Annotated in this window: 38 protein-coding genes and 1 pseudogene; 38 read left to right on the forward strand and 1 reads right to left on the reverse strand. The window is 44.5% G+C overall.

The window, feature by feature from the left end:
* Positions 1-190: 190 nt before the first annotated feature.
* From rpsJ to SFC66_RS16630, 36 genes and pseudogenes are all read left to right on the forward strand, one after another.
* Positions 191-499, forward strand: a complete 309-nt coding sequence (gene rpsJ / locus SFC66_RS16455; RefSeq protein WP_038565171.1) for a 30S ribosomal protein S10 — start codon at positions 191-193, stop codon at positions 497-499.
* A 27-nt stretch (positions 500-526) separates the two neighbouring features.
* Positions 527-1,156 carry a 50S ribosomal protein L3 gene (rplC, locus tag SFC66_RS16460; RefSeq protein WP_411219812.1) on the forward strand — a complete coding sequence of 210 codons (630 nt, stop codon included), beginning with the start codon at positions 527-529 and terminating at the stop codon, positions 1,154-1,156.
* 26 nt (positions 1,157-1,182) lie between these two features.
* The gene (gene rplD / locus SFC66_RS16465; RefSeq protein WP_411219813.1) at positions 1,183-1,806 is read left to right on the forward strand and encodes a 50S ribosomal protein L4; all 624 of its coding nucleotides are present in this window, start codon (positions 1,183-1,185) and stop codon (positions 1,804-1,806) included.
* Positions 1,806-2,096 (forward strand): 50S ribosomal protein L23, encoded by a 291-nt coding sequence (gene rplW / locus SFC66_RS16470; RefSeq protein WP_038565180.1) that lies wholly within the window; start codon positions 1,806-1,808, stop codon positions 2,094-2,096. Before rplD ends, rplW begins: the two co-directional genes overlap by 1 nt.
* Before the next feature lie 28 nt (positions 2,097-2,124).
* Positions 2,125-2,955 carry a 50S ribosomal protein L2 gene (gene rplB / locus SFC66_RS16475; RefSeq protein ID WP_411219814.1) on the forward strand — a complete coding sequence of 277 codons (831 nt, stop codon included), beginning with the start codon at positions 2,125-2,127 and terminating at the stop codon, positions 2,953-2,955.
* Between the two features lie 57 nt (positions 2,956-3,012).
* Positions 3,013-3,291 (forward strand): 30S ribosomal protein S19, encoded by a 279-nt coding sequence (gene rpsS / locus SFC66_RS16480; RefSeq protein ID WP_038565186.1) that lies wholly within the window; start codon positions 3,013-3,015, stop codon positions 3,289-3,291.
* 18 nt (positions 3,292-3,309) lie between these two features.
* The gene (rplV, locus tag SFC66_RS16485) at positions 3,310-3,651 is read left to right on the forward strand and encodes a 50S ribosomal protein L22 (RefSeq protein WP_093728576.1); all 342 of its coding nucleotides are present in this window, start codon (positions 3,310-3,312) and stop codon (positions 3,649-3,651) included.
* 3 nt (positions 3,652-3,654) lie between these two features.
* Positions 3,655-4,321 (forward strand): annotated as a pseudogene (gene rpsC, locus SFC66_RS16490) (30S ribosomal protein S3).
* Positions 4,315-4,749, forward strand: a complete 435-nt coding sequence (gene rplP / locus SFC66_RS16495; RefSeq protein ID WP_411219815.1) for a 50S ribosomal protein L16 — start codon at positions 4,315-4,317, stop codon at positions 4,747-4,749. The pseudogene rpsC and the gene rplP overlap by 7 nt, the downstream one beginning before the upstream one ends.
* A complete protein-coding gene (gene rpmC / locus SFC66_RS16500) occupies positions 4,739-4,939 on the forward strand; it encodes a 50S ribosomal protein L29 (RefSeq protein ID WP_038565198.1) in 201 nt (66 codons plus the stop codon). Before rplP ends, rpmC begins: the two co-directional genes overlap by 11 nt.
* A gap of 22 nt (positions 4,940-4,961) precedes the next feature.
* A complete protein-coding gene (rpsQ, locus tag SFC66_RS16505; protein ID WP_038565201.1) occupies positions 4,962-5,225 on the forward strand; it encodes a 30S ribosomal protein S17 in 264 nt (87 codons plus the stop codon).
* Between the two features lie 43 nt (positions 5,226-5,268).
* Positions 5,269-5,637, forward strand: coding sequence for a 50S ribosomal protein L14 (gene rplN, locus SFC66_RS16510; protein WP_411219816.1), 369 nt, complete (start codon positions 5,269-5,271; stop codon positions 5,635-5,637).
* Between the two features lie 35 nt (positions 5,638-5,672).
* Positions 5,673-5,984 carry a 50S ribosomal protein L24 gene (gene rplX / locus SFC66_RS16515; RefSeq protein ID WP_411219817.1) on the forward strand — a complete coding sequence of 104 codons (312 nt, stop codon included), beginning with the start codon at positions 5,673-5,675 and terminating at the stop codon, positions 5,982-5,984.
* A gap of 25 nt (positions 5,985-6,009) precedes the next feature.
* The gene (rplE, locus tag SFC66_RS16520) at positions 6,010-6,549 is read left to right on the forward strand and encodes a 50S ribosomal protein L5 (protein ID WP_093728570.1); all 540 of its coding nucleotides are present in this window, start codon (positions 6,010-6,012) and stop codon (positions 6,547-6,549) included.
* 21 nt (positions 6,550-6,570) lie between these two features.
* The gene (rpsN, locus tag SFC66_RS16525; RefSeq protein WP_077304134.1) at positions 6,571-6,756 is read left to right on the forward strand and encodes a 30S ribosomal protein S14; all 186 of its coding nucleotides are present in this window, start codon (positions 6,571-6,573) and stop codon (positions 6,754-6,756) included.
* A gap of 31 nt (positions 6,757-6,787) precedes the next feature.
* Entirely contained in the window at positions 6,788-7,186 is a 399-nt protein-coding gene (gene rpsH, locus SFC66_RS16530) for a 30S ribosomal protein S8 (RefSeq protein ID WP_038565217.1), read from the forward strand.
* 29 nt (positions 7,187-7,215) lie between these two features.
* Positions 7,216-7,752, forward strand: a complete 537-nt coding sequence (gene rplF, locus SFC66_RS16535) for a 50S ribosomal protein L6 (protein WP_411219818.1) — start codon at positions 7,216-7,218, stop codon at positions 7,750-7,752.
* A gap of 33 nt (positions 7,753-7,785) precedes the next feature.
* Positions 7,786-8,148 (forward strand): 50S ribosomal protein L18, encoded by a 363-nt coding sequence (gene rplR, locus SFC66_RS16540; protein WP_411219819.1) that lies wholly within the window; start codon positions 7,786-7,788, stop codon positions 8,146-8,148.
* Between the two features lie 21 nt (positions 8,149-8,169).
* A complete protein-coding gene (gene rpsE, locus SFC66_RS16545) occupies positions 8,170-8,673 on the forward strand; it encodes a 30S ribosomal protein S5 (RefSeq protein WP_038565226.1) in 504 nt (167 codons plus the stop codon).
* 13 nt (positions 8,674-8,686) lie between these two features.
* The gene (rpmD, locus tag SFC66_RS16550; RefSeq protein ID WP_038565229.1) at positions 8,687-8,869 is read left to right on the forward strand and encodes a 50S ribosomal protein L30; all 183 of its coding nucleotides are present in this window, start codon (positions 8,687-8,689) and stop codon (positions 8,867-8,869) included.
* Between the two features lie 30 nt (positions 8,870-8,899).
* Positions 8,900-9,340, forward strand: a complete 441-nt coding sequence (gene rplO, locus SFC66_RS16555) for a 50S ribosomal protein L15 (RefSeq protein ID WP_411219820.1) — start codon at positions 8,900-8,902, stop codon at positions 9,338-9,340.
* A complete protein-coding gene (gene secY, locus SFC66_RS16560) occupies positions 9,340-10,629 on the forward strand; it encodes a preprotein translocase subunit SecY (protein WP_411219821.1) in 1,290 nt (429 codons plus the stop codon). The genes rplO and secY overlap by 1 nt, the downstream gene beginning before the upstream one ends.
* A gap of 39 nt (positions 10,630-10,668) precedes the next feature.
* The gene (locus SFC66_RS16565; protein ID WP_411219822.1) at positions 10,669-11,319 is read left to right on the forward strand and encodes an adenylate kinase; all 651 of its coding nucleotides are present in this window, start codon (positions 10,669-10,671) and stop codon (positions 11,317-11,319) included.
* A gap of 697 nt (positions 11,320-12,016) precedes the next feature.
* Entirely contained in the window at positions 12,017-12,235 is a 219-nt protein-coding gene (gene infA, locus SFC66_RS16570) for a translation initiation factor IF-1 (RefSeq protein WP_038565240.1), read from the forward strand.
* 35 nt (positions 12,236-12,270) lie between these two features.
* Positions 12,271-12,384 (forward strand): 50S ribosomal protein L36, encoded by a 114-nt coding sequence (rpmJ, locus tag SFC66_RS16575; RefSeq protein ID WP_003156543.1) that lies wholly within the window; start codon positions 12,271-12,273, stop codon positions 12,382-12,384.
* Between the two features lie 22 nt (positions 12,385-12,406).
* Positions 12,407-12,772: a 30S ribosomal protein S13 gene (rpsM, locus tag SFC66_RS16580; protein ID WP_411219823.1), complete on the forward strand. Its 366-nt coding sequence runs from the start codon at positions 12,407-12,409 to the stop codon at positions 12,770-12,772.
* A gap of 18 nt (positions 12,773-12,790) precedes the next feature.
* Positions 12,791-13,180 carry a 30S ribosomal protein S11 gene (gene rpsK / locus SFC66_RS16585; protein WP_411219824.1) on the forward strand — a complete coding sequence of 130 codons (390 nt, stop codon included), beginning with the start codon at positions 12,791-12,793 and terminating at the stop codon, positions 13,178-13,180.
* A 186-nt stretch (positions 13,181-13,366) separates the two neighbouring features.
* Positions 13,367-14,311 carry a DNA-directed RNA polymerase subunit alpha gene (locus SFC66_RS16590; RefSeq protein WP_411219825.1) on the forward strand — a complete coding sequence of 315 codons (945 nt, stop codon included), beginning with the start codon at positions 13,367-13,369 and terminating at the stop codon, positions 14,309-14,311.
* A gap of 46 nt (positions 14,312-14,357) precedes the next feature.
* Positions 14,358-14,711 (forward strand): 50S ribosomal protein L17, encoded by a 354-nt coding sequence (gene rplQ / locus SFC66_RS16595; protein WP_077304172.1) that lies wholly within the window; start codon positions 14,358-14,360, stop codon positions 14,709-14,711.
* 206 nt (positions 14,712-14,917) lie between these two features.
* Complete coding sequence (locus tag SFC66_RS16600; RefSeq protein ID WP_411219826.1) at positions 14,918-15,751, forward strand: energy-coupling factor ABC transporter ATP-binding protein; 834 nt, start codon at positions 14,918-14,920, stop codon at positions 15,749-15,751.
* Positions 15,727-16,590 (forward strand): energy-coupling factor ABC transporter ATP-binding protein, encoded by an 864-nt coding sequence (locus tag SFC66_RS16605; RefSeq protein ID WP_411219827.1) that lies wholly within the window; start codon positions 15,727-15,729, stop codon positions 16,588-16,590. The genes SFC66_RS16600 and SFC66_RS16605 overlap by 25 nt, the downstream gene beginning before the upstream one ends.
* Complete coding sequence (locus SFC66_RS16610; protein ID WP_411219828.1) at positions 16,587-17,390, forward strand: energy-coupling factor transporter transmembrane component T family protein; 804 nt, start codon at positions 16,587-16,589, stop codon at positions 17,388-17,390. The genes SFC66_RS16605 and SFC66_RS16610 overlap by 4 nt, the downstream gene beginning before the upstream one ends.
* Positions 17,391-17,406: 16 nt before the next feature.
* A complete protein-coding gene (gene truA, locus SFC66_RS16615; protein ID WP_411219829.1) occupies positions 17,407-18,153 on the forward strand; it encodes a tRNA pseudouridine(38-40) synthase TruA in 747 nt (248 codons plus the stop codon).
* Between the two features lie 170 nt (positions 18,154-18,323).
* Complete coding sequence (gene rplM, locus SFC66_RS16620) at positions 18,324-18,761, forward strand: 50S ribosomal protein L13 (RefSeq protein WP_411219830.1); 438 nt, start codon at positions 18,324-18,326, stop codon at positions 18,759-18,761.
* 21 nt (positions 18,762-18,782) lie between these two features.
* Positions 18,783-19,175, forward strand: coding sequence for a 30S ribosomal protein S9 (gene rpsI, locus SFC66_RS16625; RefSeq protein ID WP_411219831.1), 393 nt, complete (start codon positions 18,783-18,785; stop codon positions 19,173-19,175).
* A 140-nt stretch (positions 19,176-19,315) separates the two neighbouring features.
* On the forward strand, positions 19,316-19,765 hold the full coding sequence (locus SFC66_RS16630; protein WP_411219832.1) for a PH domain-containing protein: 450 nt from the start codon (positions 19,316-19,318) through the stop codon (positions 19,763-19,765).
* Between the two features lie 57 nt (positions 19,766-19,822).
* On the opposite strand, the gene SFC66_RS16635 is transcribed toward SFC66_RS16630, so the two are convergent.
* Positions 19,823-20,125 carry a hypothetical protein gene (locus SFC66_RS16635; RefSeq protein ID WP_411219833.1) on the reverse strand — a complete coding sequence of 101 codons (303 nt, stop codon included), beginning with the start codon at positions 20,123-20,125 and terminating at the stop codon, positions 19,823-19,825.
* Positions 20,126-20,184: 59 nt separating this feature from the next.
* Between SFC66_RS16635 and SFC66_RS16640 the strand changes: the two genes are divergently transcribed.
* Positions 20,185-20,715 (forward strand): hypothetical protein, encoded by a 531-nt coding sequence (locus SFC66_RS16640; protein ID WP_411219834.1) that lies wholly within the window; start codon positions 20,185-20,187, stop codon positions 20,713-20,715.
* Between the two features lie 192 nt (positions 20,716-20,907).
* Positions 20,908-21,210: a hypothetical protein gene (locus SFC66_RS16645; RefSeq protein ID WP_411219835.1), complete on the forward strand. Its 303-nt coding sequence runs from the start codon at positions 20,908-20,910 to the stop codon at positions 21,208-21,210.

Below are 21,210 nucleotides of genomic sequence, written 5' to 3' on the forward strand. Positions count from 1 at the left end.
TTAATAGGCTGTAAACTTAGATAAGACTTGCATTGACCGCGTTTTTTCTATATAATTATAATGTTGGTCATTTAAAGGCGATGATGCGGGAGGTTGTTGGCACACCAGGCCCCTTTGCCATGGCAGGGTGGTCAAGTTAATTTCCGCTGAGAATGTCCTAAATAATAAGGGCGATAAAGGAGGGAAAATAATGGCAAAAGAGAAAATCAGAATCCGTTTGAAAGCATACGATCACAGAATCCTGGATCAGTCTGCAGAAAAAATCGTAGATACAGCGAAACGCTCTGGTGCGAACGTATCAGGTCCGATCCCGCTTCCTACAGAGAAATCTGTATACACAATTCTACGTGCGGTGCACAAATACAAAGACTCTCGTGAGCAGTTCGAAATGCGTACTCACAAACGTCTTATCGATATCGTTAGTCCTACACCGCAAACAGTCGATTCTTTGATGAGACTTGACTTACCGTCCGGTGTGGACATCGAAATTAAACTATAATTTTACACAAAATAGGAGGTGTAACGGATGACGAAAGGAATCTTGGGACGCAAGATCGGCATGACACAGCTTTTCACTGAATCTGGTGAACTTCAGGCTGTAACAGTTATCCAAGCTGAACCAAACGTAATTCTTCAAAAGAAAACTGTTGAAACTGACGGTTACAACGCATTGCAACTAGGTTTTGCTGATCAGAAAGCAAACAACTCAAACAAACCTGCAAAGGGCCATGCTGAAAAAGCAAACACAACACCTAAGCGCTACATTCGTGAATTCCGTGACGCTGCTCTTGACGAACACGAAGTTGGGCAAGAGGTTAGCGTAGAGATTTTCGCAGCTGGAGACGTTGTAGATGTAACAGGTACTTCTAAAGGTAAAGGATTCCAAGGTGCGATCAAGCGCCATAACCAATCCCGCGGACCTATGTCACACGGTTCCCGCTACCACAGAAGACCAGGTTCAATGGGTGTTATTGACCCAATGCGCGTTTTCAAAGGTAAAGCACTACCAGGACAAATGGGCGGAGAGCAAGTTACTGTTCAAAACCTTGAAATCGTTAAAGTTGACGCTGAGCGCAACCTTATCCTTGTTAAAGGTAACGTGCCTGGTGCGAAAAAATCTTACGTGAAAGTATCAAGTGCCGTTAAAGGTAACTAATTCACAATACGAAGGGAGGATATATCATGCCTAAAGTAGCATTATTCAACCAGAGCGGGTCTCAAGTCGGTGAAATCGAATTGAACGATTCCGTTTTCGGTATCGAGCCACACACACATGTATTACACGAAGCAGTACTAATGCAGCGTGCTTCCATGCGTCAAGGTACGCATAAAGTAAAAGGACGTTCTGAAGTACGAGGCGGCGGAAGAAAACCATGGCGTCAAAAAGGTACTGGCCGTGCACGTCAAGGATCCATCCGTTCACCACAATGGGTTGGCGGTGGAACAGTCTTCGGACCGACACCACGCAGCTACAGCTACAAACTACCTAAAAAAGTTCGTCGTCTAGCGCTTAAATCAGCACTATCTTCTAAAGTACAAGAAGAAAACATCGTAGTATTGGAGAGCCTTGCATTCGACGCTCCTAAAACGAAAGATGTCGTTGCTATGCTTAATGCACTTAACGTTGATAAAAAGGTATTGATCGTTACTGCAGACAGAGACGAAACTGTCACACGTTCTGCTAACAACCTTAAAAACGTTAAAGTGTTGAAACAAAGCGAAGTTAACGTTCTTGACTTGCTTACGCATGATAAGCTGATCTTGACGAAAGAGGCAGCTGAAAAAGCAGGGGAGGTGCTTGCATAATGAGAGAACCACGTGATATTATTAAGCGCCCTGTAATTACGGAACATTCTTCCGACCTAATGGTCGATAAGAAATACACTTTCGAAGTTGACAAACGTGCCAACAAAATCGAAATCAAACAAGCGGTTGAAGTAATCTTTGGTGTTAAAGTGGAACAAGTGAACACTCAAAACCTTAAAGGTAAATTCAAACGTCAAGGTCGTTACGGCGGATACCGTCCAGACCGTAAAAAAGCAGTAGTGACACTATCTGAAGACAGTAAAGAAATCGACTTCTTCGAAGGTGTTTAAGAAATAATAGAGAAGGAGGGAAACAACGATGGCGATTAAAAAGTATAAACCGACCACTAACGGACGTCGTAATATGTCTGTTTCGGATTTTGCTGAAATTACAACTGACAAGCCTGAGAAATCATTGCTTGCACCGCTTCACAAACGTGGCGGACGTAACAACCAAGGTAAATTGACAGTACGTCACCAAGGCGGCGGACACAAACGTCAATACCGTATCATCGACTTCAAACGCGACAAAGATGGAATACCAGGACGCGTTGCTACAATCGAGTACGATCCAAACCGTACTGCGAATATTGCTCTAATTCACTATGTAGATGGTGAAAAACGCTACATCCTTGCTCCAAAAGGCTTGGAAGTAGGAACGGAGATCCTTTCTGGAGAAGGTGCTGACTTCAAAGTAGGTAATGCTATGCAGCTAGCTACTATCCCAGTTGGTACGATCATCCACAACATCGAATTGAAACCAGGCCGCGGTGCTCAGCTAGCTCGTTCTGCTGGTGCACAAGCTCAAATCCTTGGCCGTGAAGGTAAATATGTCCTTGTACGCCTAACTTCTGGTGAAGTACGCCTAGTACTAGGTACTTGCCGTGCTACAATCGGTCAGGTTGGTAACTTGGAACATGAACTAATCGTAGTTGGTAAAGCAGGACGTTCTCGCTGGTTAGGCAAACGCCCTACAGTTCGCGGATCTGTAATGAACCCGAATGATCACCCACACGGTGGTGGTGAAGGACGCGCTCCAATCGGACGTAAATCACCAATGTCTCCTTGGGGTAAACCGACACTTGGTTATAAAACACGTAAACGTAACAAGCAGTCCGATAAATTTATCGTACGTAAGCGTAAAAAATAATGTGGTAGCAAGGCGGGGATTCTCACCCGTCTCCATATCGCAAAGGGAGGTTTATGTATGGGTCGCAGTTTGAAAAAAGGACCTTTCGCAGATGACCATTTGCTAAAGAAAGTCGACAAATTGAACGAAGACGACAAGAAACAAGTTATCAGAACTTGGTCCCGTCGTTCCACTATTTTCCCAACATTCGTTGGACACACAATCGCTGTGTATGATGGCCGCAAACACGTACCTGTTTATGTTACTGAAGATATGGTAGGTCATAAACTTGGTGAATTCGCGCCAACTCGCACGTACAGAGGACACGCAGCCGACGACAAGAAAACAAAACGCTAAGAGGGGAGGCAATCCTAAATGCAAGCAAAAGCTATGGCAAAATCAGTACGCATTGCTCCTCGTAAGGTCCGCTTAGTCGTTGATTTAATTCGAGGAAAAAATGTCGGAGAAGCTATTGCAATCCTGCGTCACACTCAGCGTGGTGCATCATTGGCAGTAGAGAAAGTACTTCGTTCTGCAGTTGCTAACGCAGAACACAATTATGAAATGGACACGGATAACCTTGTTATCTCTGAAGCATTCGTTAACGAAGGTGCTACATTGAAACGTTTCCGTCCACGCGCTCAAGGCCGCGCAAGCCAAATCAACAAACGTACTAGCCACATCACAGTGGTTGTTACAGAAAAGAAGGAGGGTTAAGCAGTGGGTCAAAAAGTACATCCGATAGGTCTTCGCGTCGGCGTCATCCGTGACTGGGAATCCAAATGGTACGGTGGCAAAGATTACGCTGATTTGCTACATGAAGACATCAGAATTCGTGATTATCTAGAACAACGTTTGAAAGATGCTGCACTTTCTAAAGTGGAAATCGAACGTGCTGCTAACCGTGTAAATATCTCTATTCATACTGGTAAACCTGGTATGGTAATCGGTAAAGGCGGTTCTGAAGTAGAAGCACTTCGTAAAGCATTGAACAGCCTGACTGGCAAACGTGTTCACATCAACATCGTAGAAGTGAAACGTGTAGATCTTGATGCTAAATTGGTAGCAGACAACATCGCTCGTCAACTTGAAAACCGTATCTCATTCCGTCGTGCTCAGAAACAAACATTGCAACGCGCAATGCGTGCTGGTGCCAAAGGTATCCGTACACAAGTTTCCGGTCGTCTAGGCGGAGCAGATATCGCTCGTGCAGAATCTTACAGCGAAGGAACAGTTCCACTTCATACTCTACGTGCTGACATCGACTACGGCACAGCTGAAGCTGATACAACTTATGGTAAGCTTGGCGTTAAAGTATGGATCTATCGTGGCGAAGTCCTTCCAACTAAAAACAACCGATAAGGAAGGGGGAAAAGCATTATGTTAATGCCTAAACGCGTAAAATATCGTAGACAACACCGTGGTAAATTGAATGGCCGTGCAAAAGGCGGTACTGAAGTCGCTTTTGGTGAATATGGTTTACAAGCTCTTGATCCAGCTTGGATCACTAGCCGTCAAATCGAATCTGCCCGTATCGCTATGACTCGTTACATGAAACGTGGCGGTAAAGTATGGATCAAAATCTTCCCGGATAAGCCATACACTAAAAAACCTCTAGAGGTCCGAATGGGTTCCGGTAAAGGTTCTCCTGAAGGCTGGGTAGCTGTAACTAAACCTGGTAAGATCATGTTCGAAATTGCTGGAGTATCTGAAGAGGTGGCTCGCGAAGCATTGCGTCTTGCTTCTCATAAACTGCCAGTAAGAACTAAGATCGTAAAACGTGAAGAAATTGGTGGTGAAATCAATGAAGGCTAATGAAATCAAAGAACTGACCACTGCCGAAATTGAACAAAAAGTTAAGTCTCTTAAAGAAGAACTTTTCAACCTGCGCTTCCAATTAGCTACTGGACAGCTTGAGAATACTGCACGTATTCGCACAGTCCGTAAAACAATTGCTCGCATGAAGACAGTTGTTCGTGAAAGAGAATTAAGCGTAAATAACTAAATTCCGAGAGGAGGTTCGCGACATGAGTGAACGTAACAATCGTAAAGTCTACGTTGGACGTGTTGTATCCGATAAAATGGATAAAACAATCACTGTTCTTGTTGAAACCTACAAAACTCACAAGCTGTACGGCAAGCGCGTTAAGTATTCTAAAAAACTAAAAGCGCATGATGAAAACGGTACAGCAAAAACTGGTGACTTGGTTCGTATCATGGAAACTCGTCCATTATCCGCAACGAAACGTTTCCGTTTGGTTGAAGTAGTAGAAGAAGCAGTAATTATCTAATTAAAGATCGCTCGGAATGATTCCGAAGGGAGGTAACACTCGTATGATTCAACAAGAGACTCGTTTGAAAGTCGCTGATAACTCTGGTGCTCGTGAAGTCCTAACTATTAAAGTTCTAGGCGGATCTGGCCGTAAAACAGCTAACATTGGTGACGTAATCGTTTGTACGGTGAAACAAGCAACACCTGGTGGCGTTGTCAAAAAAGGTGAAGTTGTGAAAGCAGTAATCGTACGTACGAAAAGCGGCGTTCGTCGTAAAGATGGTTCTTACATCAAATTCGATGAGAACGCAGCTGTTATCATCAGAGATGACAAGAGCCCAAGAGGAACTCGTATCTTCGGACCTGTTGCACGTGAATTGCGTGACTCTAAGTTCATGAAGATCGTATCCCTTGCTCCTGAAGTATTGTAAAACACTTAATGCCTTGTTAAGGAGGTGCAGTACACATGCATGTTAAAAAAGGTGACAAAGTTAAAGTAATCACTGGTAAAGATCGTGGTAAAGAAGGTACCATCCTTGAAGCTTATCCGAAGAAAGACCGTGTTCTTGTCGAAGGCGTAAACATCGTCAAAAAACACGCGAAACCTTCCCAGGATAACCCGCAAGGCGGAATCCTTGAAATCGAAGCAGCCATTCACGTTTCTAACGTAATGCTGATCGATCCGAAAACTGGAGAGCCGACTCGCGTAGGCTACGAAGTGAAAGACGGCAAAAAAGTCCGTGTCGCTAAGAAATCCGGTCAAGCTATCGATAAATAATTTCTTCTGAAAGGAGGGCTACTCGATGAATGAATTGAAACAAAGATACCAAGGTGAAATTTCTCCATCCCTAATGGAAAAATTCAGCTATAAATCTGTTATGCAAGTACCAAAGATCGAAAAGATCGTTGTAAATATGGGTGTCGGTGACGCCGTTCAAAACTCAAAAGCACTTGATTCTGCAGTAGAGGAATTGGCTTTGCTTGCTGGTCAGCAGCCAATCATCACGAAAGCGAAGAAATCCATCGCTGGATTCCGTCTTCGTGAAGGTATGCCAATCGGAGCGAAAGTTACATTGCGCGGAGAGCGTATGTACGAATTCCTTCAAAAGCTAATCGCAGTTTCCCTTCCACGTGTACGTGACTTCCGTGGTATCTCAAACAAAGCGTTTGACGGTCGTGGAAACTACACGCTAGGTGTTAAAGAACAGCTAATCTTCCCAGAAATCAATTACGATAAAGTAAGCAAAGTACGTGGAATGGACATCGTTATCGTAACTACAGCCAACACTGACGAAGAAGCTCGTGAGCTACTTACTCAGCTAGGCATGCCTTTCCAAAAATAAAGGTAAAAAGGAGGGAATATTGTGGCTAAAAAATCTATGATCGCGAAACAACAGCGCCCACAGAAATTTAAAGTACAAGAGTATACACGCTGCGAACGTTGCGGACGTCCACACTCTGTACTACGTAAATTCAAACTATGCCGTATTTGTTTCCGTGAACTAGCCTATAAAGGTCAAATTCCTGGCGTCAAAAAAGCAAGCTGGTAATCCCCTAAATCAGGGAAGGAGGTAATGATTAATGGTTATGACAGATCCTATCGCAGATATGCTAACTCGTATTCGTAATGCAAATACTGTTCGTCATGAAAAACTGGAGCTTCCTGCGTCCAAGTTGAAAAAGGATGTTGCTGATATCCTTAAACGTGAAGGCTTTATTCGTGACTACGAATTCGTAGAAGATGACAAACAAGGTGTTCTACGCATCTTTTTGAAATATGGTAAAAACGACGAGCGTGTTATCACTGGTATCAAACGTATCAGTAAACCTGGTCTTCGTGTTTACGCAAAATCAACTGAGATCCCACGCGTTCTTAACGGACTTGGTATCGCAGTAGTATCAACTTCCAAAGGCGTATTGTCTGATAAAGAAGCACGTGAGCAAGCCGTTGGCGGCGAAGTGCTAGCATACGTTTGGTAATCCATAACATTAAGTAAGGAGGTGCACATATGTCCCGCGTAGGTAAAAAGATTCTTGAAATCCCTGCAGGTGTTGAAATCAAAAACGATAACAACACATTGACTATCAAAGGTCCTAAAGGTGAATTGACTCGTACTTTCCACCAAGATATGGTGATTAAAATCGAAGAGAACGTTCTTACTGTTGAACGCCCATCTGACAGCAAAGAACACCGTGCTCTTCACGGTACTACTCGTGCCGTTATCGGAAACATGGTGCAAGGCGTACACACTGGTTATGAGAAAGCTCTTGAAATCATTGGTGTAGGTTACCGTGCTACAAAACAAGGCAACAAAGTCGTGATCAACGCTGGTTATTCCCACCCAGTTGAAGTTGAACACCGTGATGGTATTGAAATCGAAGTTCCTGCTAACACTCGCGTAGTTGTTAAAGGTATCGATAAGGAAGCAGTTGGCGCAGTTGCTGCTAACATCCGTGCAATCCGTCCTCCAGAGCCTTACAAAGGTAAAGGAATCCGTTACGAAGGCGAATTCGTACGTCGTAAAGAAGGTAAAACAGCGAAATAAGGCATTTCGTTAAACCAGAAAGGAGTGACCTGAATGATTACAAAAGTTGCAAAAAACGAAACGCGTAAAAGAAGACATAATCGTGTTCGTAAAAGCATTTCAGGAACATCTGAGCGTCCTCGTTTGAACGTTTTCCGTTCTAACAAGCACATTTACGCACAGTTGATCGATGATACAACTGGTAAAACACTTGCGAGTGCTTCTACTAAGGATGCTAGCCTTAGCCTAGAATCCACTAGCAACTTGGAAGCAGCTCAAAAGGTCGGAGAAGCAGTTGCGAACCGTGCTAAAGAAGCTGGCGTAACAACTATCGTATTTGACCGCGGAGGCTACCTTTACCACGGACGTGTTAAAGCATTGGCTGACGCAGCTCGTGAAGCTGGTCTTAAATTCTAATCTAAAAAGGAGGGACACAACTTGCGTACAACAATTGACCCGAACAAACTTGATCTTGAAGAACGCGTAGTAACGGTTAACCGTGTTGCTAAAGTAGTAAAAGGTGGTCGTCGTTTCCGTTTCGCTGCTCTTGTAGTAGTAGGCGACAAAAACGGCCATGTAGGTTTCGGTACTGGTAAAGCACAAGAAGTACCAGAAGCGATCCGTAAAGCTATCGAAGACGCGAAGAAAAATCTTATTACTATACCTATCGTTGGTACAACTATTCCACATGAAATCATCGGTGAATTCGGCGCCGGCAACATCTTGATGAAGCCTGCTGCAGAAGGTACTGGAGTTATCGCCGGTGGACCTGTACGTGCGGTACTTGAGCTTGGTGGTATCGGAGATATCCTTTCTAAATCACTTGGTTCTAACACACCAATCAACATGGTTCGTGCAACACTTAACGGCCTTAGCAGATTGAAACGTGCAGAAGAAGTTGCGAAACTTCGTGGAAAGTCTGTAGAAGAACTGTTAGGATAAGGAGGGAAAGCACATGGCTAACAAATTAGAAATCACCCTCACGCGCAGTACGATCGGAAGACTAGAAAAACAGCGCAAAACTGTTCAAGCTCTAGGCCTTAGAAAGATTCGTCAGTCAGTTGTTTTGGAAGACAATCCAACTGTTCGCGGCATGATCAACAGAGTTTCTCATCTAGTATCAGTTAAAGAAGTATAATGATTTAAATGTTAAAGAGGAGGTGCCATTATGAAACTTCATGAATTGAAGTCAGCAGAAGGATCACGTAAAACTCGCAATCGTGTAGGTCGCGGTATGTCTTCAGGTAACGGTAAAACATCCGGCCGTGGACATAAAGGACAAAATGCACGCTCTGGCGGCGGTGTACGTCTAGGTTTCGAAGGTGGCCAAATGCCACTATTCCAACGTCTTCCTAAACGTGGATTCACAAACATCCATCGTACTGAGTACTCAATTGTCAACCTTGAAACCCTTAACCGTTTCGAAGAGGGAACAGAGGTAACTCCAGAGCTTCTACTTGAAAGCGGAGTTGTAAGCAAATTGAGAGCCGGTATCAAAGTTCTAGGTAACGGGAATATCGAAAAGAAACTTACTGTTAAAGCTCACAAGTTCTCTGCTTCTGCTAAAGAAGCGATCGAGGCAGCGGGCGGTCAAACAGAGGTGATCTAATGTTTCGTACAATCTCCAATTTTATGCGTGTAAAAGATATACGAAATAAAATCATCTTCACATTGCTAATGTTGATCATCTTCAGAATCGGTACGTTCATACCTGTTCCATTTACCGATCGTTCCGCGATCGACTTCATGAACCAGCAGAACGTATTCGGATTTCTGAATACATTTGGCGGAGGTGCGTTGCAGAACTTCTCCATCCTCGCGATGGGTATCATGCCATACATCACTGCCTCGATCATCATGCAGCTTCTGCAAATGGATGTCATCCCGACATTCAGTGAGTGGAAAAAGCAAGGCGAGATGGGACGTCGTAAGTTGGCACAGGTGACGCGTTATGCGACTATCGTGCTAGCGTTAATACAGGCGGTAGGTATGTCCATCGGATTCAACCAATTATCCGGCGGCATGCTCATTTCCGATCCAAGTTTTTATAAGTTCGCTGTCATTACTATCGTATTGACTGCGGGAACAGCATTCTTGATGTGGTTAGGAGAACAGATCACTGCCCATGGTGTAGGTAATGGTATTTCCATTATCATCTTCGCAGGTATCGCTGCTGCAATCCCTAATGGTTTGAACCAGATTTGGGAGCAGTACTTCAGCAATCCTGGGGATGATTTATTCCTGAACGTCGTGATCGTTGCAATCATCGCTATCGTGATCATTGCCGTAATTGTTGGTGTGATTTATATTACACAGGCACTTCGTAAAATTCCGATCCAGTATTCCAAGCGTACTTCCAATCGTTCTCAAGTAGGCGGCCAGTCCACCCACTTACCGATTAAAGTAAACGCCGCTGGAGTAATCCCTGTAATTTTCGCAGTTTCCTTTATCTATGCTCCGCGTACAATCGCGAGTTTCTTTGAAGGAAATGTAGCAACTACGATCGAGAACGTATTCGATTATACGCAACCAATTGGGATGGTAATCTATGTAGTCCTGATTCTTGCGTTTAGTTATTTCTACACATTTGTTCAGGTCAATCCGGAACAAATGGCAGAGAACTTAAACAAGCAAGGTGGCTACATCCCGGGTATTCGCCCAGGAAAAAGCACGGAAACGTACCTCACCAGTGTGATGTATCGTTTAACCTTCGTTGGGTCTCTCTTCTTGGCTGCTATAGCTGTATTGCCTATTATCCTAGGCTCTATTGCTAACTTGCCGACTTCTGTCCAAATCGGAGGAACGAGCCTGCTGATCGTGGTAGGGGTAGCGTTACAGACGATGAAGCAGTTAGAAAGCCAGTTAGTGAAGCGTCATTACCGAGGCTTCATGAAATAGAGAACAGTCTATAAACAGACGAGAGCGAGGGGAATTTCGTTGAACTTGATTCTTATGGGTTTGCCAGGTGCCGGTAAAGGTACGCAGGCAGATAAGATTGTTGATAAATATAGCATCCCTCATATCTCAACAGGAGATATGTTCCGAGCTGCAATAAAAGAAGGAACGGAGCTTGGACATGAAGCGAAAAGCTACATGGACCAGGGGAAACTAGTTCCGGATGAAGTAACGATTGGTATAGTCCGCGACCGTTTGGGCAAGGATGACACCAAAAACGGATTTTTACTTGACGGTTTTCCTCGTACGCTTGCTCAGGCAGAAGCGCTTGACGCATTGCTGGACGAATTGAATGCTAATGTAGATTACGTCTTACATGTAGAGGTTCCGCAGGAGAAATTGGTGGAGCGTTTATCTGGCAGATGGGTTTGTCCGACATGCGGCACTACGTATCATACTGTTTTCAATCCTCCGAAAGAAGAAGGGGTTTGTGACAAGGATGGTACTGCGCTGATCCAGCGAGACGACGATAAGCCGGAAACGGTGAAAAAACGTCTAGAAGTCAATATCGATCAGCAAAAGCCGATATTGGACTTTTACAACGATAAGGGCTATCTTGTAACAGTGAACGGTGACCAAGCAATCGATCAGGTCTTCCACGACATCGATCAGCGCTTGCATAATCTTCGCTGATACAGGTGTGCAAACTATACTCTTTTAGTACGGGTGGAATTGCTCTTTAGGCTCGGGGTAGCGTAAGGATGCATTCTATCCCTTGATAGAGTATAATAGACCTCGTGGTAGAGTTGAAACGATTTTGCGTTTGCAATTCGTTCAAGCTTCCATCATCGGAACCGTGCCTTACTGATATCCTGACGCTAATTGACAAGGCTGAATATGAACAATCATGAAACAAATTGTGATTCAATTTGTGGACTTAATATAGATTCCCTAACATGCAGCTTTTCTAACCTGGACTTCCAGGCAGAAAAGTGGTAGAATATGCTCCTTGTTTGCAGCATATGATGCTAACTTACGCACAGCTTCGAATAAGCTATGATGAAGGTGATCATGTTTGAGCGAAACGGATGCAAGTCCACGGATCGGTCAGGTTGTTCGTATCGCACATGGGCGAGAAGCAGGTAAGCTTGCGATTGTCATTCGAATAATTGACAGTCGTTTTGTGTTGCTTGCCGACGGAGAGAAACGACGATTCGATTCACCTAAGCGCAGGAGCTTTGCGCCATGTGGATCCTTGAGACTTATGTATCCCCGGACGTCCGCTGCAGCCTTCTAGAAGCTGGTCGCGTAACCAATGGTAAACTGCGATTTGCGATATCTACTTATGTCAATCATACCGTGAAGAGATTTGAAGAAGGGAGATAGACCGATGGCGAAAGATGATGCAATTGAAGTAGAAGGAACTGTCACCGATACATTGCCTAATGCGCAATTCAAGGTGGAGTTAGAGAATGGCCACACCGTTTTAGCACATGTTTCCGGTAAAATTCGTATGCACTTCATTCGAATTCTTCCTGGAGATAAAGTAACGGTAGAGCTTTCCCCTTACGACTTAACTAAAGGACGTATTACGTACCGTTATAAATAATTTGACTAGCTCCGATACTAAAGGAGGAATAGATGATGAAGGTAAGACCATCTGTAAAGCCAATTTGCGAAAAATGTAAAGTCATTCGTCGTAAAGGCAAAGTAATGGTAATCTGTGAAAATCCTAAGCATAAGCAAAAACAAGGATAATACAAGGAGGTGCACGTAGCTAATGGCACGTATAGCAGGTATTGATATTCCACGCGACAAACGCGTTGTTATTTCCCTAACATACATCTATGGTATTGGTAAAAACACAGCGCAAAACGTATTGAAAGAAGCTGGTGTTTCTGAAGATACACGCGTTCGCGATCTTACAGAAGACGAACTATCCAGAATCCGTCAAGCAATCGATGGCTACACTACTGAAGGTGATCTTCGCCGTGAAGTTTCCCTAAACATCAAACGTTTGATCGAAATCGGTTCTTATCGTGGTCTTCGCCACCGTCGCGGATTGCCGGTTCGTGGTCAGAAAACGAAGAACAACTCTCGTACTCGTAAAGGCCCACGCCGCACAATCGCTAACAAGAAAAAATAAGTAAGGAGGTAAGTGAACATGGCTCGTAAACAACAAACTCGTAAACGTCGTGTGAAAAAGAATATCGAAACTGGTATTGCTCACATTCGTTCTACTTTCAACAACACAATCGTTACGATTACTGATGTACAAGGTAACGTAATCAGCTGGAGCAGTTCAGGTTCCCTTGGTTTCAAAGGTTCCCGTAAATCTACTCCATTCGCTTCACAGATGGCTGCTGAAGCTGCTGCTAAAGGTGCTGTAGAAAACGGCATGAAGACTTTGGAAGTAACAGTTAAAGGCCCTGGTGCTGGTCGTGAAGCTGCGATTCGTTCCCTTCAGGCTGCAGGTCTTGAAGTAACAGCGATCCGTGACGTTACTCCAGTTCCACATAACGGCTGCCGTCCGCCAAAACGTCGTCGCGTATAAGTTTTTCCTGCTTGCTGTATAGAATTTGTATCCCTGTCTATAATGGGTTATGATAGCTTAAAAGCGATCACGTCATACAGTAAGAACCGTATCGTCTAGATGCAGAAACGGGAACCGCAATATGGGGAATTTCGGTTAGGAGCAATTCTAACCGGGGTTTCGACGTTTTAAAGGAGGGCTTTATAAATGATCGAAATTGAAAAACCAAAGATTGAAACGGTTGAGATCAGCGATGATGCTACATTTGGAAAGTTCGTTGTAGAACCGCTTGAGCGTGGATATGGTACTACACTAGGAAACTCCTTGCGTCGTATCCTATTATCCTCACTTCCTGGCGCTGCTGTAACATCCATTCAAATTGATGGCGTGCTACATGAATTCTCTACGATTGAAGGCGTAGTAGAAGACGTGACATCCATCATTTTGAACTTGAAGAAACTGGCTCTCAAAATCTACTCTGATGAAGAAAAAACATTGGAGATCGATGTACAAGGTGAAGGGAAAGTAACTGCTGCTGACATCACTTTCGATAGTGATGTAGAAGTACTGAATCCGGATCTTCATATCGCGACATTGGGCAAGAATGCTCACTTCCATATGAAGCTTACGGCAGAACGCGGCCGCGGCTACCGTCCAGCTGATCAGAATAAACATGAAGATCAGCCGATTGGTGTCATTCCGATCGATTCCATCTTTACGCCAGTTTCAAAAGTGACGTATCAAGTGGAGAACACACGCGTTGGCCAGTTGGCTAACTTCGATAAACTGACGTTGGATGTATTTACTGACGGCAGTATCCGCCCTGAAGAGGCAGTGTCTCTTGGTGCTAAGATTTATACGGAGCATTTGAACATCTTCGTAGGTCTTACTGACGAAGCACAAAATGCTGAAATCATGGTGGAAAAAGAAGAAGACCAAAAAGAAAAAGTTCTTGAGATGACTATTGAAGAATTGGACTTGTCTGTTCGTTCTTACAACTGTTTGAAACGTGCTGGTATCAACACGGTACAAGAGCTTGCTAATAAATCTGAAGAAGATATGATGAAAGTGCGTAACCTAGGACGTAAATCATTAGAAGAAGTTAAAAAGAAACTAATCGATTTAGGACTTGGCCTTCGTAAAGAAGACTGATCCTGCCTAGCGGAGCATTTGACACCAGGAAAGGGAGGGATAACCTATGGCTAGAAAGTTAGGACGTACTACTGATGCTCGTATGGCACTTTTGCGTAACCTTGCAACTGATCTTATCGTTCACGAAAGATTGGAAACAACGGAGGCGAAAGCGAAGGAGCTTCGTTCTGTAGTAGAAAAAATGATCACTCTTGGCAAACGTGGAGATCTTCACGCTCGTCGTCAAGCTGCTTCTTTCTTGTACGGTACGAAAGCAGACGAGAACCAAGATGCAGTACAAAAACTATTCAGCGATATCGCCGGACGTTACGAAGAGCGTCAAGGAGGTTACACACGCGTGTTGAAACTTGGACAGCGTCGTGGTGACGGTGCCGCTATGGCAATCATTGAATTAGTATAATGTAATAACAAGGGCAGGAAAATCTCTACCACGAGGTGTATTCCGGCCCTTTTTCTTTTTGCATACAAAGCAAGCGCTGACGCCAGCGCTTGCTTTTCTTTTTTGTCTGGATTCTTTATACTAACTATAGAAATGACAGGAACGGACAAAGACGTTTGAGTATTTCCCCGGAAATAGTCGGGTAATGATGAAGGAGCACGAATTACATGTACGCGATTGAATTCAAGAATGTTTCTTTCCGCTATGAGGAAGAGCAGCCATATGTACTTCGCAATGTCAGCTTTCAAGTGGAAGCTGGTGAATGGTTGGCGATCATCGGCCACAATGGCTCGGGTAAGTCGACGATTGCCAAGCTGATGAATGGATTATTATTTCCCACTGAAGGGGAAATCCTGATCAATGGCTTACCGCTTAAAGAAGAGAATATTTGGGAGATAAGGCGACAGGTAGGCATGGTATTCCAAAACCCGGATAACCAATTCGTCGGTACGACCGTTCGTGATGATGTGGCCTTCGGCTTGGAAAACCGCGGTGTTCCCCGTGCCGAAATGATGGAGCGGATCAACTCCTCCCTGGAGCAAGTCCGCATGGCGGATTATCTGCTGCACGAACCGCATCGTCTATCCGGCGGTCAGAAGCAGCGCGTTGCAATCGCGGGTGTACTGGCCATCTCTCCAAGTGTCATCATTCTGGATGAAGCAACGGCGATGCTCGATCCTCTCGGCCGCAAAGAGATACTTGATACAGTCCATCATGTGCAAGCTGCTCAGCAGCTGGGGCTGATAACAATCACGCATGATTTGAATGAAGTGATGCAAGCGCATCGTGTGCTGGTCATGAACAACGGGGAAATATGGACGACTGAGGTACCAAGGGAATTAGTGAAGAAGCAGGGTGAGCTGCAGCAGATCGGCTTGGATGTGCCATTTGTCACGCAGCTGACGAATGCTTTGCAAAAACAAGGTGTCAGCCTGGCTGAACAGCCGATCGATCACGAGGAGTTGCTGGATGCATTATGGACATTACATTTGAACAAGTAGATTATACGTATCAAGCCAACTCCCCGTTTGAACATAAGGCGCTGAAGGGCTTATCCTTCCACCTGCCAAGCGGAAGCTTCACAAGCATTGTTGGACACACCGGCAGCGGTAAATCGACGCTCCTTCAGCATCTGAATGGCTTAGTCAGACCCACTGGCGGAAGTGTCCGGATCGGTGAGCATACGCTTGAACCGAATAAAAAGCCAAAACAAGCTAAACTGCTTCGCCAGCAAGTCGGAGTGGTATTCCAGTATCCGGAGCATCAGTTGTTTGAAGAAACGGTGGAGAAAGATATCGCCTTCGGCCCGCGCAACTTCGGGGTATCGGAAAGGGAAATCCAAAAACGCGTAAAAGAAAGTGCAGAGGCAGTAGGTTTAGATCTATCGTTACTTAGCAGATCTCCATTTGAGCTGAGCGGAGGTCAAATGCGCCGTGTCGCAATTGCGGGTGTGCTTGCTGTGCGGCCGCGAGTGCTGGTGCTGGATGAACCTACCGCAGGCTTGGATCCCCGGGGCCAAAAGGAAATCATGGACATGTTCCATCGGCTGCATCATGAGCAGCAGCTGACCACGATCTTGGTGACACACAGCATGGAAGATGCCTTACGATATGCTGACCATATGCTAGTGCTTGATAAAGGGGAGAAGTACATGGAAGGCTCTCCTGTGGAAGTATTTCAAAAACGGCAAGCTCTCCAGCAAGTCCAGCTTGATGTGCCGGAAATATTCCAGTTCCTTCAGAAAGCATCTGAACGTTTTGGCAAGCCGGCAGTTTATGAAGGGGAAGATATGGACAGGCTTGCAAGGCAGCTGGCAGATATGGCAGGTGATAATGCATGAATAATCTGCTGATCGTCGGACAGTATGTGCCGACTAATAGCATCGTTCACCGGATGGATCCGAGGATCAAGATGCTGATCATCTTCTTTTATGTCATCTTCATCTTCTTTGCCAATAACGTTGTCAGTTATGCATTGTTCACGGTTTTCGCAGTCGGAGGGACGCTTTTGACGAAAGTGCCATGGCGCTTCATAGCCAAAGGACTGACACCGATATGGTTCTTGATTATCTTTACGTTCGTCCTGCACTTATTCGTAACAAAGGAAGGCACTGTATTGGTGCACATATTCGGATGGCCGATCTATAGCGGAGCACTGGAACAAGGAGCTGTAATTTCTCTGCGTTTCTTTTTGCTCATCTTGCTGACATCCCTTTTGACGTTGACGACAACGCCGATCGAAATAACTGACGGCGTCGAGTCCTTGCTCGGTCCGCTGCGCCGATTCAAGTTCCCGGTTCATGAACTTGCGCTGATGATGTCCATTTCACTGCGATTCATTCCTACCTTACTGCAGGAAACAGAAAAGATATCGAATGCACAAGCATCCAGGGGCGTGGATTTCCGCACAGGGCCATTCAGGGAGCGTGTGCGGGCTGTAATCCCACTGCTGGTGCCTTTGTTTGTCAGCGCCTTTAAACGGGCAGAGGAGCTTGCTATGGCGATGGAGGCTAGAGGTTACCGCGGCGGGGAAGGACGGACGAAGCTTCGGGAACTGCGTGTGATGAAGCGGGATGTTGCGGCACTCGTCATTTTCATTATAATCACGGCTGCAGCCTTGTTAACGAGAGATTATAGTTAGGTTAGGAGTTACAAAGATGACGCAACAACGAATGAAGGCGACTGTCAGCTATGATGGTACGCATTTTTCAGGCTTCCAAGTGCAGGAGAAAAATCGCACGGTCCAAGGCGAGCTCGAAAAGGCGCTTATGAAGATACACAAGGGACAGCCTATCAGGATCCAGGCATCGGGCCGCACAGATGCAGGTGTACATGCCAGAGGGCAAGTCATCCATTTCGATACAGAACTGCGCATGGGGGATTACAACTGGCGCAAGGCACTCAATACCTTGCTGCCTGATGATGTGCGCATCACGGATATAACAGAAGCCGAAGAAGGATTCCATGCACGTTACACAGCAAAGAAGAAGCAATACAAGTACTTTGTGCACAACGCTCCTGAACAAGACGTGTTCAAACGTCATTATGTACATCACGTACCTTATCAACTGGAGCTTGGCAGGATGCAGCGGGCAATCAAAGCAATCGAGGGGACACATGATTTCAGTGCTTTTTGCTCCAGCCGTACAGGGGTCAAAGGTGATAAAATCCGGACCATCTATGAAGCAACATGTGAAAAGCGGGATGATATGCTTGTCTTCACCTTCACAGGCAGCGGTTTTCTGTATAATATGGTGCGAATCTTGGCGGGTACCCTCATCGATATCGGAAACGGGCGCAAAGAGCCTGAGGACATGGCTGGAATCATAGAATCCAAGGATCGGCATCAAGCCAGCAAAACGGCTGCTGCCAGCGGTCTGTGCCTCTGGAAAGTAGATTACTGAAAACTTTTTTGTAAAACAACGCATTCGGGTGTTACATGCCCTTGACATGTAGGTCTGTGATGATATACTATGGTTTATGGCATTTTATTTCTATACCACGATTAGCCCCGGAAGACTAATTGTGTAGAATAATAAATGAACGATTCAATCGAAAAAATGGAGGAAATGACATGCGTACAACATTCATGGCGAACGAAAGCAATATCGAACGCAAATGGCTTGTTGTGGATGCAGAAGGCCAAACTCTTGGTCGTCTTGCAAGTGAAGTTGCTGCTATCCTACGTGGTAAGCACAAACCAACTTACACTCCACATGCCGACACTGGTGATAACGTAATCATCATCAACGCTGAGAAAATCGAACTTACAGGTAACAAACTTGCTGACAAGATCTACTACCGTCACTCTAACCACCCAGGTGGTTTGAAACAACGTACAGCTGATGAAATGCGTACAAAATACCCTGAGCAAATGCTTGAGCTTGCTATCAAAGGCATGCTTCCAAAGGGTCCACTTGCACGTAAAATGATCAAAAAGCTTCACGTATACCGTGGCGCTGAACACAAACACCAAGCACAACAACCAGAAGTTTACACACTTCGCGGTTAATAAAAAAGGAGGTAAACGATAGTGGCACAAGTACAATACTACGGCACCGGTCGCCGTAAAAGCTCTACTGCCCGCGTACGTCTAGTACCAGGCACAGGTCAAGTAACAGTAAACAACCGTAGTGCGGAAGATTACTTCCCATACGAAACACTTCGTACAATCATCAACCAACCTCTAGTTGCAACAGAAACTGCTGGCAACTACGATGTCCTTGTAACTGTACAAGGTGGTGGATTCACAGGACAAGCAGGTGCTATCCGTCACGGTGTTTCCCGTGCGCTTCTTGAAGCGGATCCGGAATACCGCGGAACACTTAAAAAAGCTGGCTTCCTAACTCGTGACGCACGTATGAAAGAACGTAAAAAATACGGTCTTAAAGGTGCACGTCGCGCTCCACAGTTCTCAAAACGTTAATTTTGGAATATGGACGAAAGACTCTCAACCATTTGGTTGGGAGTCTTTTTTTGTGTTTATCGCAGCTCAGTGGATTGTTCCTTCTCACTTCGAAACTTTTTTCACCAAAAGCCGTAGATGTAATGAAAGGAGGTATGGATGTGCATTTTTTACCAAAGAAAGACAAGCTCATCGGATGTCTAATATGGGTACCTGTCATCTATGTGTTAATCATTATAGTCATCGAAGTAATATCTTCAATAATTAAGGGGGAGTTCGAGCCCAACCTAATCCTGTTTATCATAGCCTATGTACTTATGGGAGCTTTATTATCATCCATCTGGTTTCATACATACTATACAATCACAGGGTCACTTCTGAAAATGAGGTACGGTATCTTTAAGAAGACGATCAGAATTCATGAAATAAAGGCTATCAGTGCAGCGAGAATCGCCACAAGACCGCCAGCATTATCCTTCGACAAGATTGTTCTTCACTATGGAAGGCTTGGGATCACAACAGTTTCCCCACTCGAAAAGACCGAATTTGTCAGACAGCTGGTGGAAATCAATAAGGATATGGAAGTAAGGATAAAATTGAAAGACCTATAGAGATGGAGATAATTTCAAAATGTCGGCAGTGTGTTAACTTTGGCGCGCATGCTTTCATCATTCAGTCAGCATTCGGTTACATAAGGCCATGCAAAAGCCTTGAATCATATAACGCCTGATAATTTCCCTGCCATCAATGATAATGCTGTTGTCTTGAAGCAGTTTATTGAAGTCGGTGATGGACAGCTGTGAAGAGGCATGGTAAGTTTTCTCGGGAAAATGCTGATGCATCAGTTCCGCTAACTGTTTCTCATTCAAGAAACCTTGTTGATGTGCAGCTTGATTTGCTATTACTGTCTCGATAAAGTCAATATCTGATAAACAAAGTCCCTGAGCTTGCAGCCATTCAGATGCAGTCATTGCAATTCCTCCTTTACTAGCAACATAACATAACTTATTTAGAAGACAAGGAGTTTTATATGAGCTTTTCAACCGAACAATTGGACTTATTAAACCTTGATTCCGTCATTTATTTTCAGGCGCCAGCTTCCCATCGGCTGCGTATAGCAACTTCACATTTTGAGAAACATACCAACCTGCTTATTCTTAGGGAATTTATTCGTTCTGTATTTCCTGAACATGTAAGTATATCGATGACAGGCATTGTTAGTTATCATATCGGATCAAAACGGGTTCGGGAGATGCAGTATTTAAAGAATACTATCAAGCTGTCCAATTGGAAGGAAAAATACGTGTTAAATGATGAAGGAACAAAAATTGTCTTCACGACTGTGAAAAACATAACTACAAATGATGTGTATGCGTTGTGTAAACAAACTGCTCAAGGCCGGAAGTGCTCCAATCTTATGTTCTATACGGAAGATCGGGTGTTATACATCAGTGCTGATGTATTTGATTTGGTCATGACAGATACAAAGGAATTGGAGCAACTCTGTACAAAGTTCCACCCATGGATTGATACATATTATCCCAATATCAAATCAGTATAAAGTTCTTGTTTCAGTTTTAAGAACATCTGGTAACTTGAATGGGAGATACTTAATCCAAGGGATGAGAAAAGAGAGCTAAAGGGACAAATCAAAACTAGTGATTTACTCCTTATTTTTTGCTTAAATGTTTAGCTTCATGCTGAGGTGATATAGAGATAAACGATCATTGCAGTAATGAAGGGAGTTTTATCTATGAAGACGGTTGCGACGGTAGGGGGAGTATTTGGTATCATCGCTTCACTTTTAGCTATGCTGTTCACTTTGATCGACGATTCATATACTGTCGGCAATTTTGGTTTGCTTGGAATTGCTGCTGGTATTCTTGGTATCGTCGGTGCAGTATTGCTAAATAAGAAACCGAAACTTGCAGGAGCGCTGCTGATTGTAGCGGCGGCAGTTGGGATTTACGGAGTGCTATTATACTTTCTTGTGCCTGGGGCATTGATGCTTATCGCGGCATTTGTGAAAATGAGCGGCAGAAGGGAAAGTTACTGA

It is taken from the genome of Terribacillus saccharophilus (assembly GCF_046592895.1).
Taxonomy (GTDB): Bacteria; Bacillota; Bacilli; order Bacillales; family Amphibacillaceae; genus Terribacillus; species Terribacillus saccharophilus_D.

Coding starts and splice junctions, on each gene's coding strand:
- rplX (WP_411219817.1), top strand. CDS start 5,673: ATGCATGTTAAAAAAGGTGACAAAGTTAAAGTAATCACTGGTAAAGAT.
- rpsS (WP_038565186.1), top strand. CDS start 3,013: ATGGGTCGCAGTTTGAAAAAAGGACCTTTCGCAGATGACCATTTGCTA.
- SFC66_RS16645 (WP_411219835.1), top strand. CDS start 20,908: ATGAAGACGGTTGCGACGGTAGGGGGAGTATTTGGTATCATCGCTTCA.
- rplO (WP_411219820.1), top strand. CDS start 8,900: ATGAAACTTCATGAATTGAAGTCAGCAGAAGGATCACGTAAAACTCGC.
- truA (WP_411219829.1), top strand. CDS start 17,407: ATGACGCAACAACGAATGAAGGCGACTGTCAGCTATGATGGTACGCAT.
- rpsH (WP_038565217.1), top strand. CDS start 6,788: ATGGTTATGACAGATCCTATCGCAGATATGCTAACTCGTATTCGTAAT.
- secY (WP_411219821.1), top strand. CDS start 9,340: ATGTTTCGTACAATCTCCAATTTTATGCGTGTAAAAGATATACGAAAT.
- rplN (WP_411219816.1), top strand. CDS start 5,269: ATGATTCAACAAGAGACTCGTTTGAAAGTCGCTGATAACTCTGGTGCT.
- SFC66_RS16590 (WP_411219825.1), top strand. CDS start 13,367: ATGATCGAAATTGAAAAACCAAAGATTGAAACGGTTGAGATCAGCGAT.
- rpmD (WP_038565229.1), top strand. CDS start 8,687: ATGGCTAACAAATTAGAAATCACCCTCACGCGCAGTACGATCGGAAGA.
- SFC66_RS16635 (WP_411219833.1), bottom strand. CDS start 20,125: ATGACTGCATCTGAATGGCTGCAAGCTCAGGGACTTTGTTTATCAGAT.
- rpsJ (WP_038565171.1), top strand. CDS start 191: ATGGCAAAAGAGAAAATCAGAATCCGTTTGAAAGCATACGATCACAGA.
- rpsQ (WP_038565201.1), top strand. CDS start 4,962: ATGAGTGAACGTAACAATCGTAAAGTCTACGTTGGACGTGTTGTATCC.
- rplR (WP_411219819.1), top strand. CDS start 7,786: ATGATTACAAAAGTTGCAAAAAACGAAACGCGTAAAAGAAGACATAAT.
- rpmJ (WP_003156543.1), top strand. CDS start 12,271: ATGAAGGTAAGACCATCTGTAAAGCCAATTTGCGAAAAATGTAAAGTC.
- rplE (WP_093728570.1), top strand. CDS start 6,010: ATGAATGAATTGAAACAAAGATACCAAGGTGAAATTTCTCCATCCCTA.
- rplF (WP_411219818.1), top strand. CDS start 7,216: ATGTCCCGCGTAGGTAAAAAGATTCTTGAAATCCCTGCAGGTGTTGAA.
- rplM (WP_411219830.1), top strand. CDS start 18,324: ATGCGTACAACATTCATGGCGAACGAAAGCAATATCGAACGCAAATGG.
- SFC66_RS16605 (WP_411219827.1), top strand. CDS start 15,727: ATGGACATTACATTTGAACAAGTAGATTATACGTATCAAGCCAACTCC.
- rplW (WP_038565180.1), top strand. CDS start 1,806: ATGAGAGAACCACGTGATATTATTAAGCGCCCTGTAATTACGGAACAT.
- rplD (WP_411219813.1), top strand. CDS start 1,183: ATGCCTAAAGTAGCATTATTCAACCAGAGCGGGTCTCAAGTCGGTGAA.
- rpsK (WP_411219824.1), top strand. CDS start 12,791: ATGGCTCGTAAACAACAAACTCGTAAACGTCGTGTGAAAAAGAATATC.
- infA (WP_038565240.1), top strand. CDS start 12,017: ATGGCGAAAGATGATGCAATTGAAGTAGAAGGAACTGTCACCGATACA.
- rpsM (WP_411219823.1), top strand. CDS start 12,407: ATGGCACGTATAGCAGGTATTGATATTCCACGCGACAAACGCGTTGTT.
- rplV (WP_093728576.1), top strand. CDS start 3,310: ATGCAAGCAAAAGCTATGGCAAAATCAGTACGCATTGCTCCTCGTAAG.
- rplP (WP_411219815.1), top strand. CDS start 4,315: ATGTTAATGCCTAAACGCGTAAAATATCGTAGACAACACCGTGGTAAA.
- rplQ (WP_077304172.1), top strand. CDS start 14,358: ATGGCTAGAAAGTTAGGACGTACTACTGATGCTCGTATGGCACTTTTG.
- SFC66_RS16600 (WP_411219826.1), top strand. CDS start 14,918: ATGTACGCGATTGAATTCAAGAATGTTTCTTTCCGCTATGAGGAAGAG.
- rplC (WP_411219812.1), top strand. CDS start 527: ATGACGAAAGGAATCTTGGGACGCAAGATCGGCATGACACAGCTTTTC.
- rplB (WP_411219814.1), top strand. CDS start 2,125: ATGGCGATTAAAAAGTATAAACCGACCACTAACGGACGTCGTAATATG.
- rpmC (WP_038565198.1), top strand. CDS start 4,739: ATGAAGGCTAATGAAATCAAAGAACTGACCACTGCCGAAATTGAACAA.
- SFC66_RS16610 (WP_411219828.1), top strand. CDS start 16,587: ATGAATAATCTGCTGATCGTCGGACAGTATGTGCCGACTAATAGCATC.
- SFC66_RS16640 (WP_411219834.1), top strand. CDS start 20,185: ATGAGCTTTTCAACCGAACAATTGGACTTATTAAACCTTGATTCCGTC.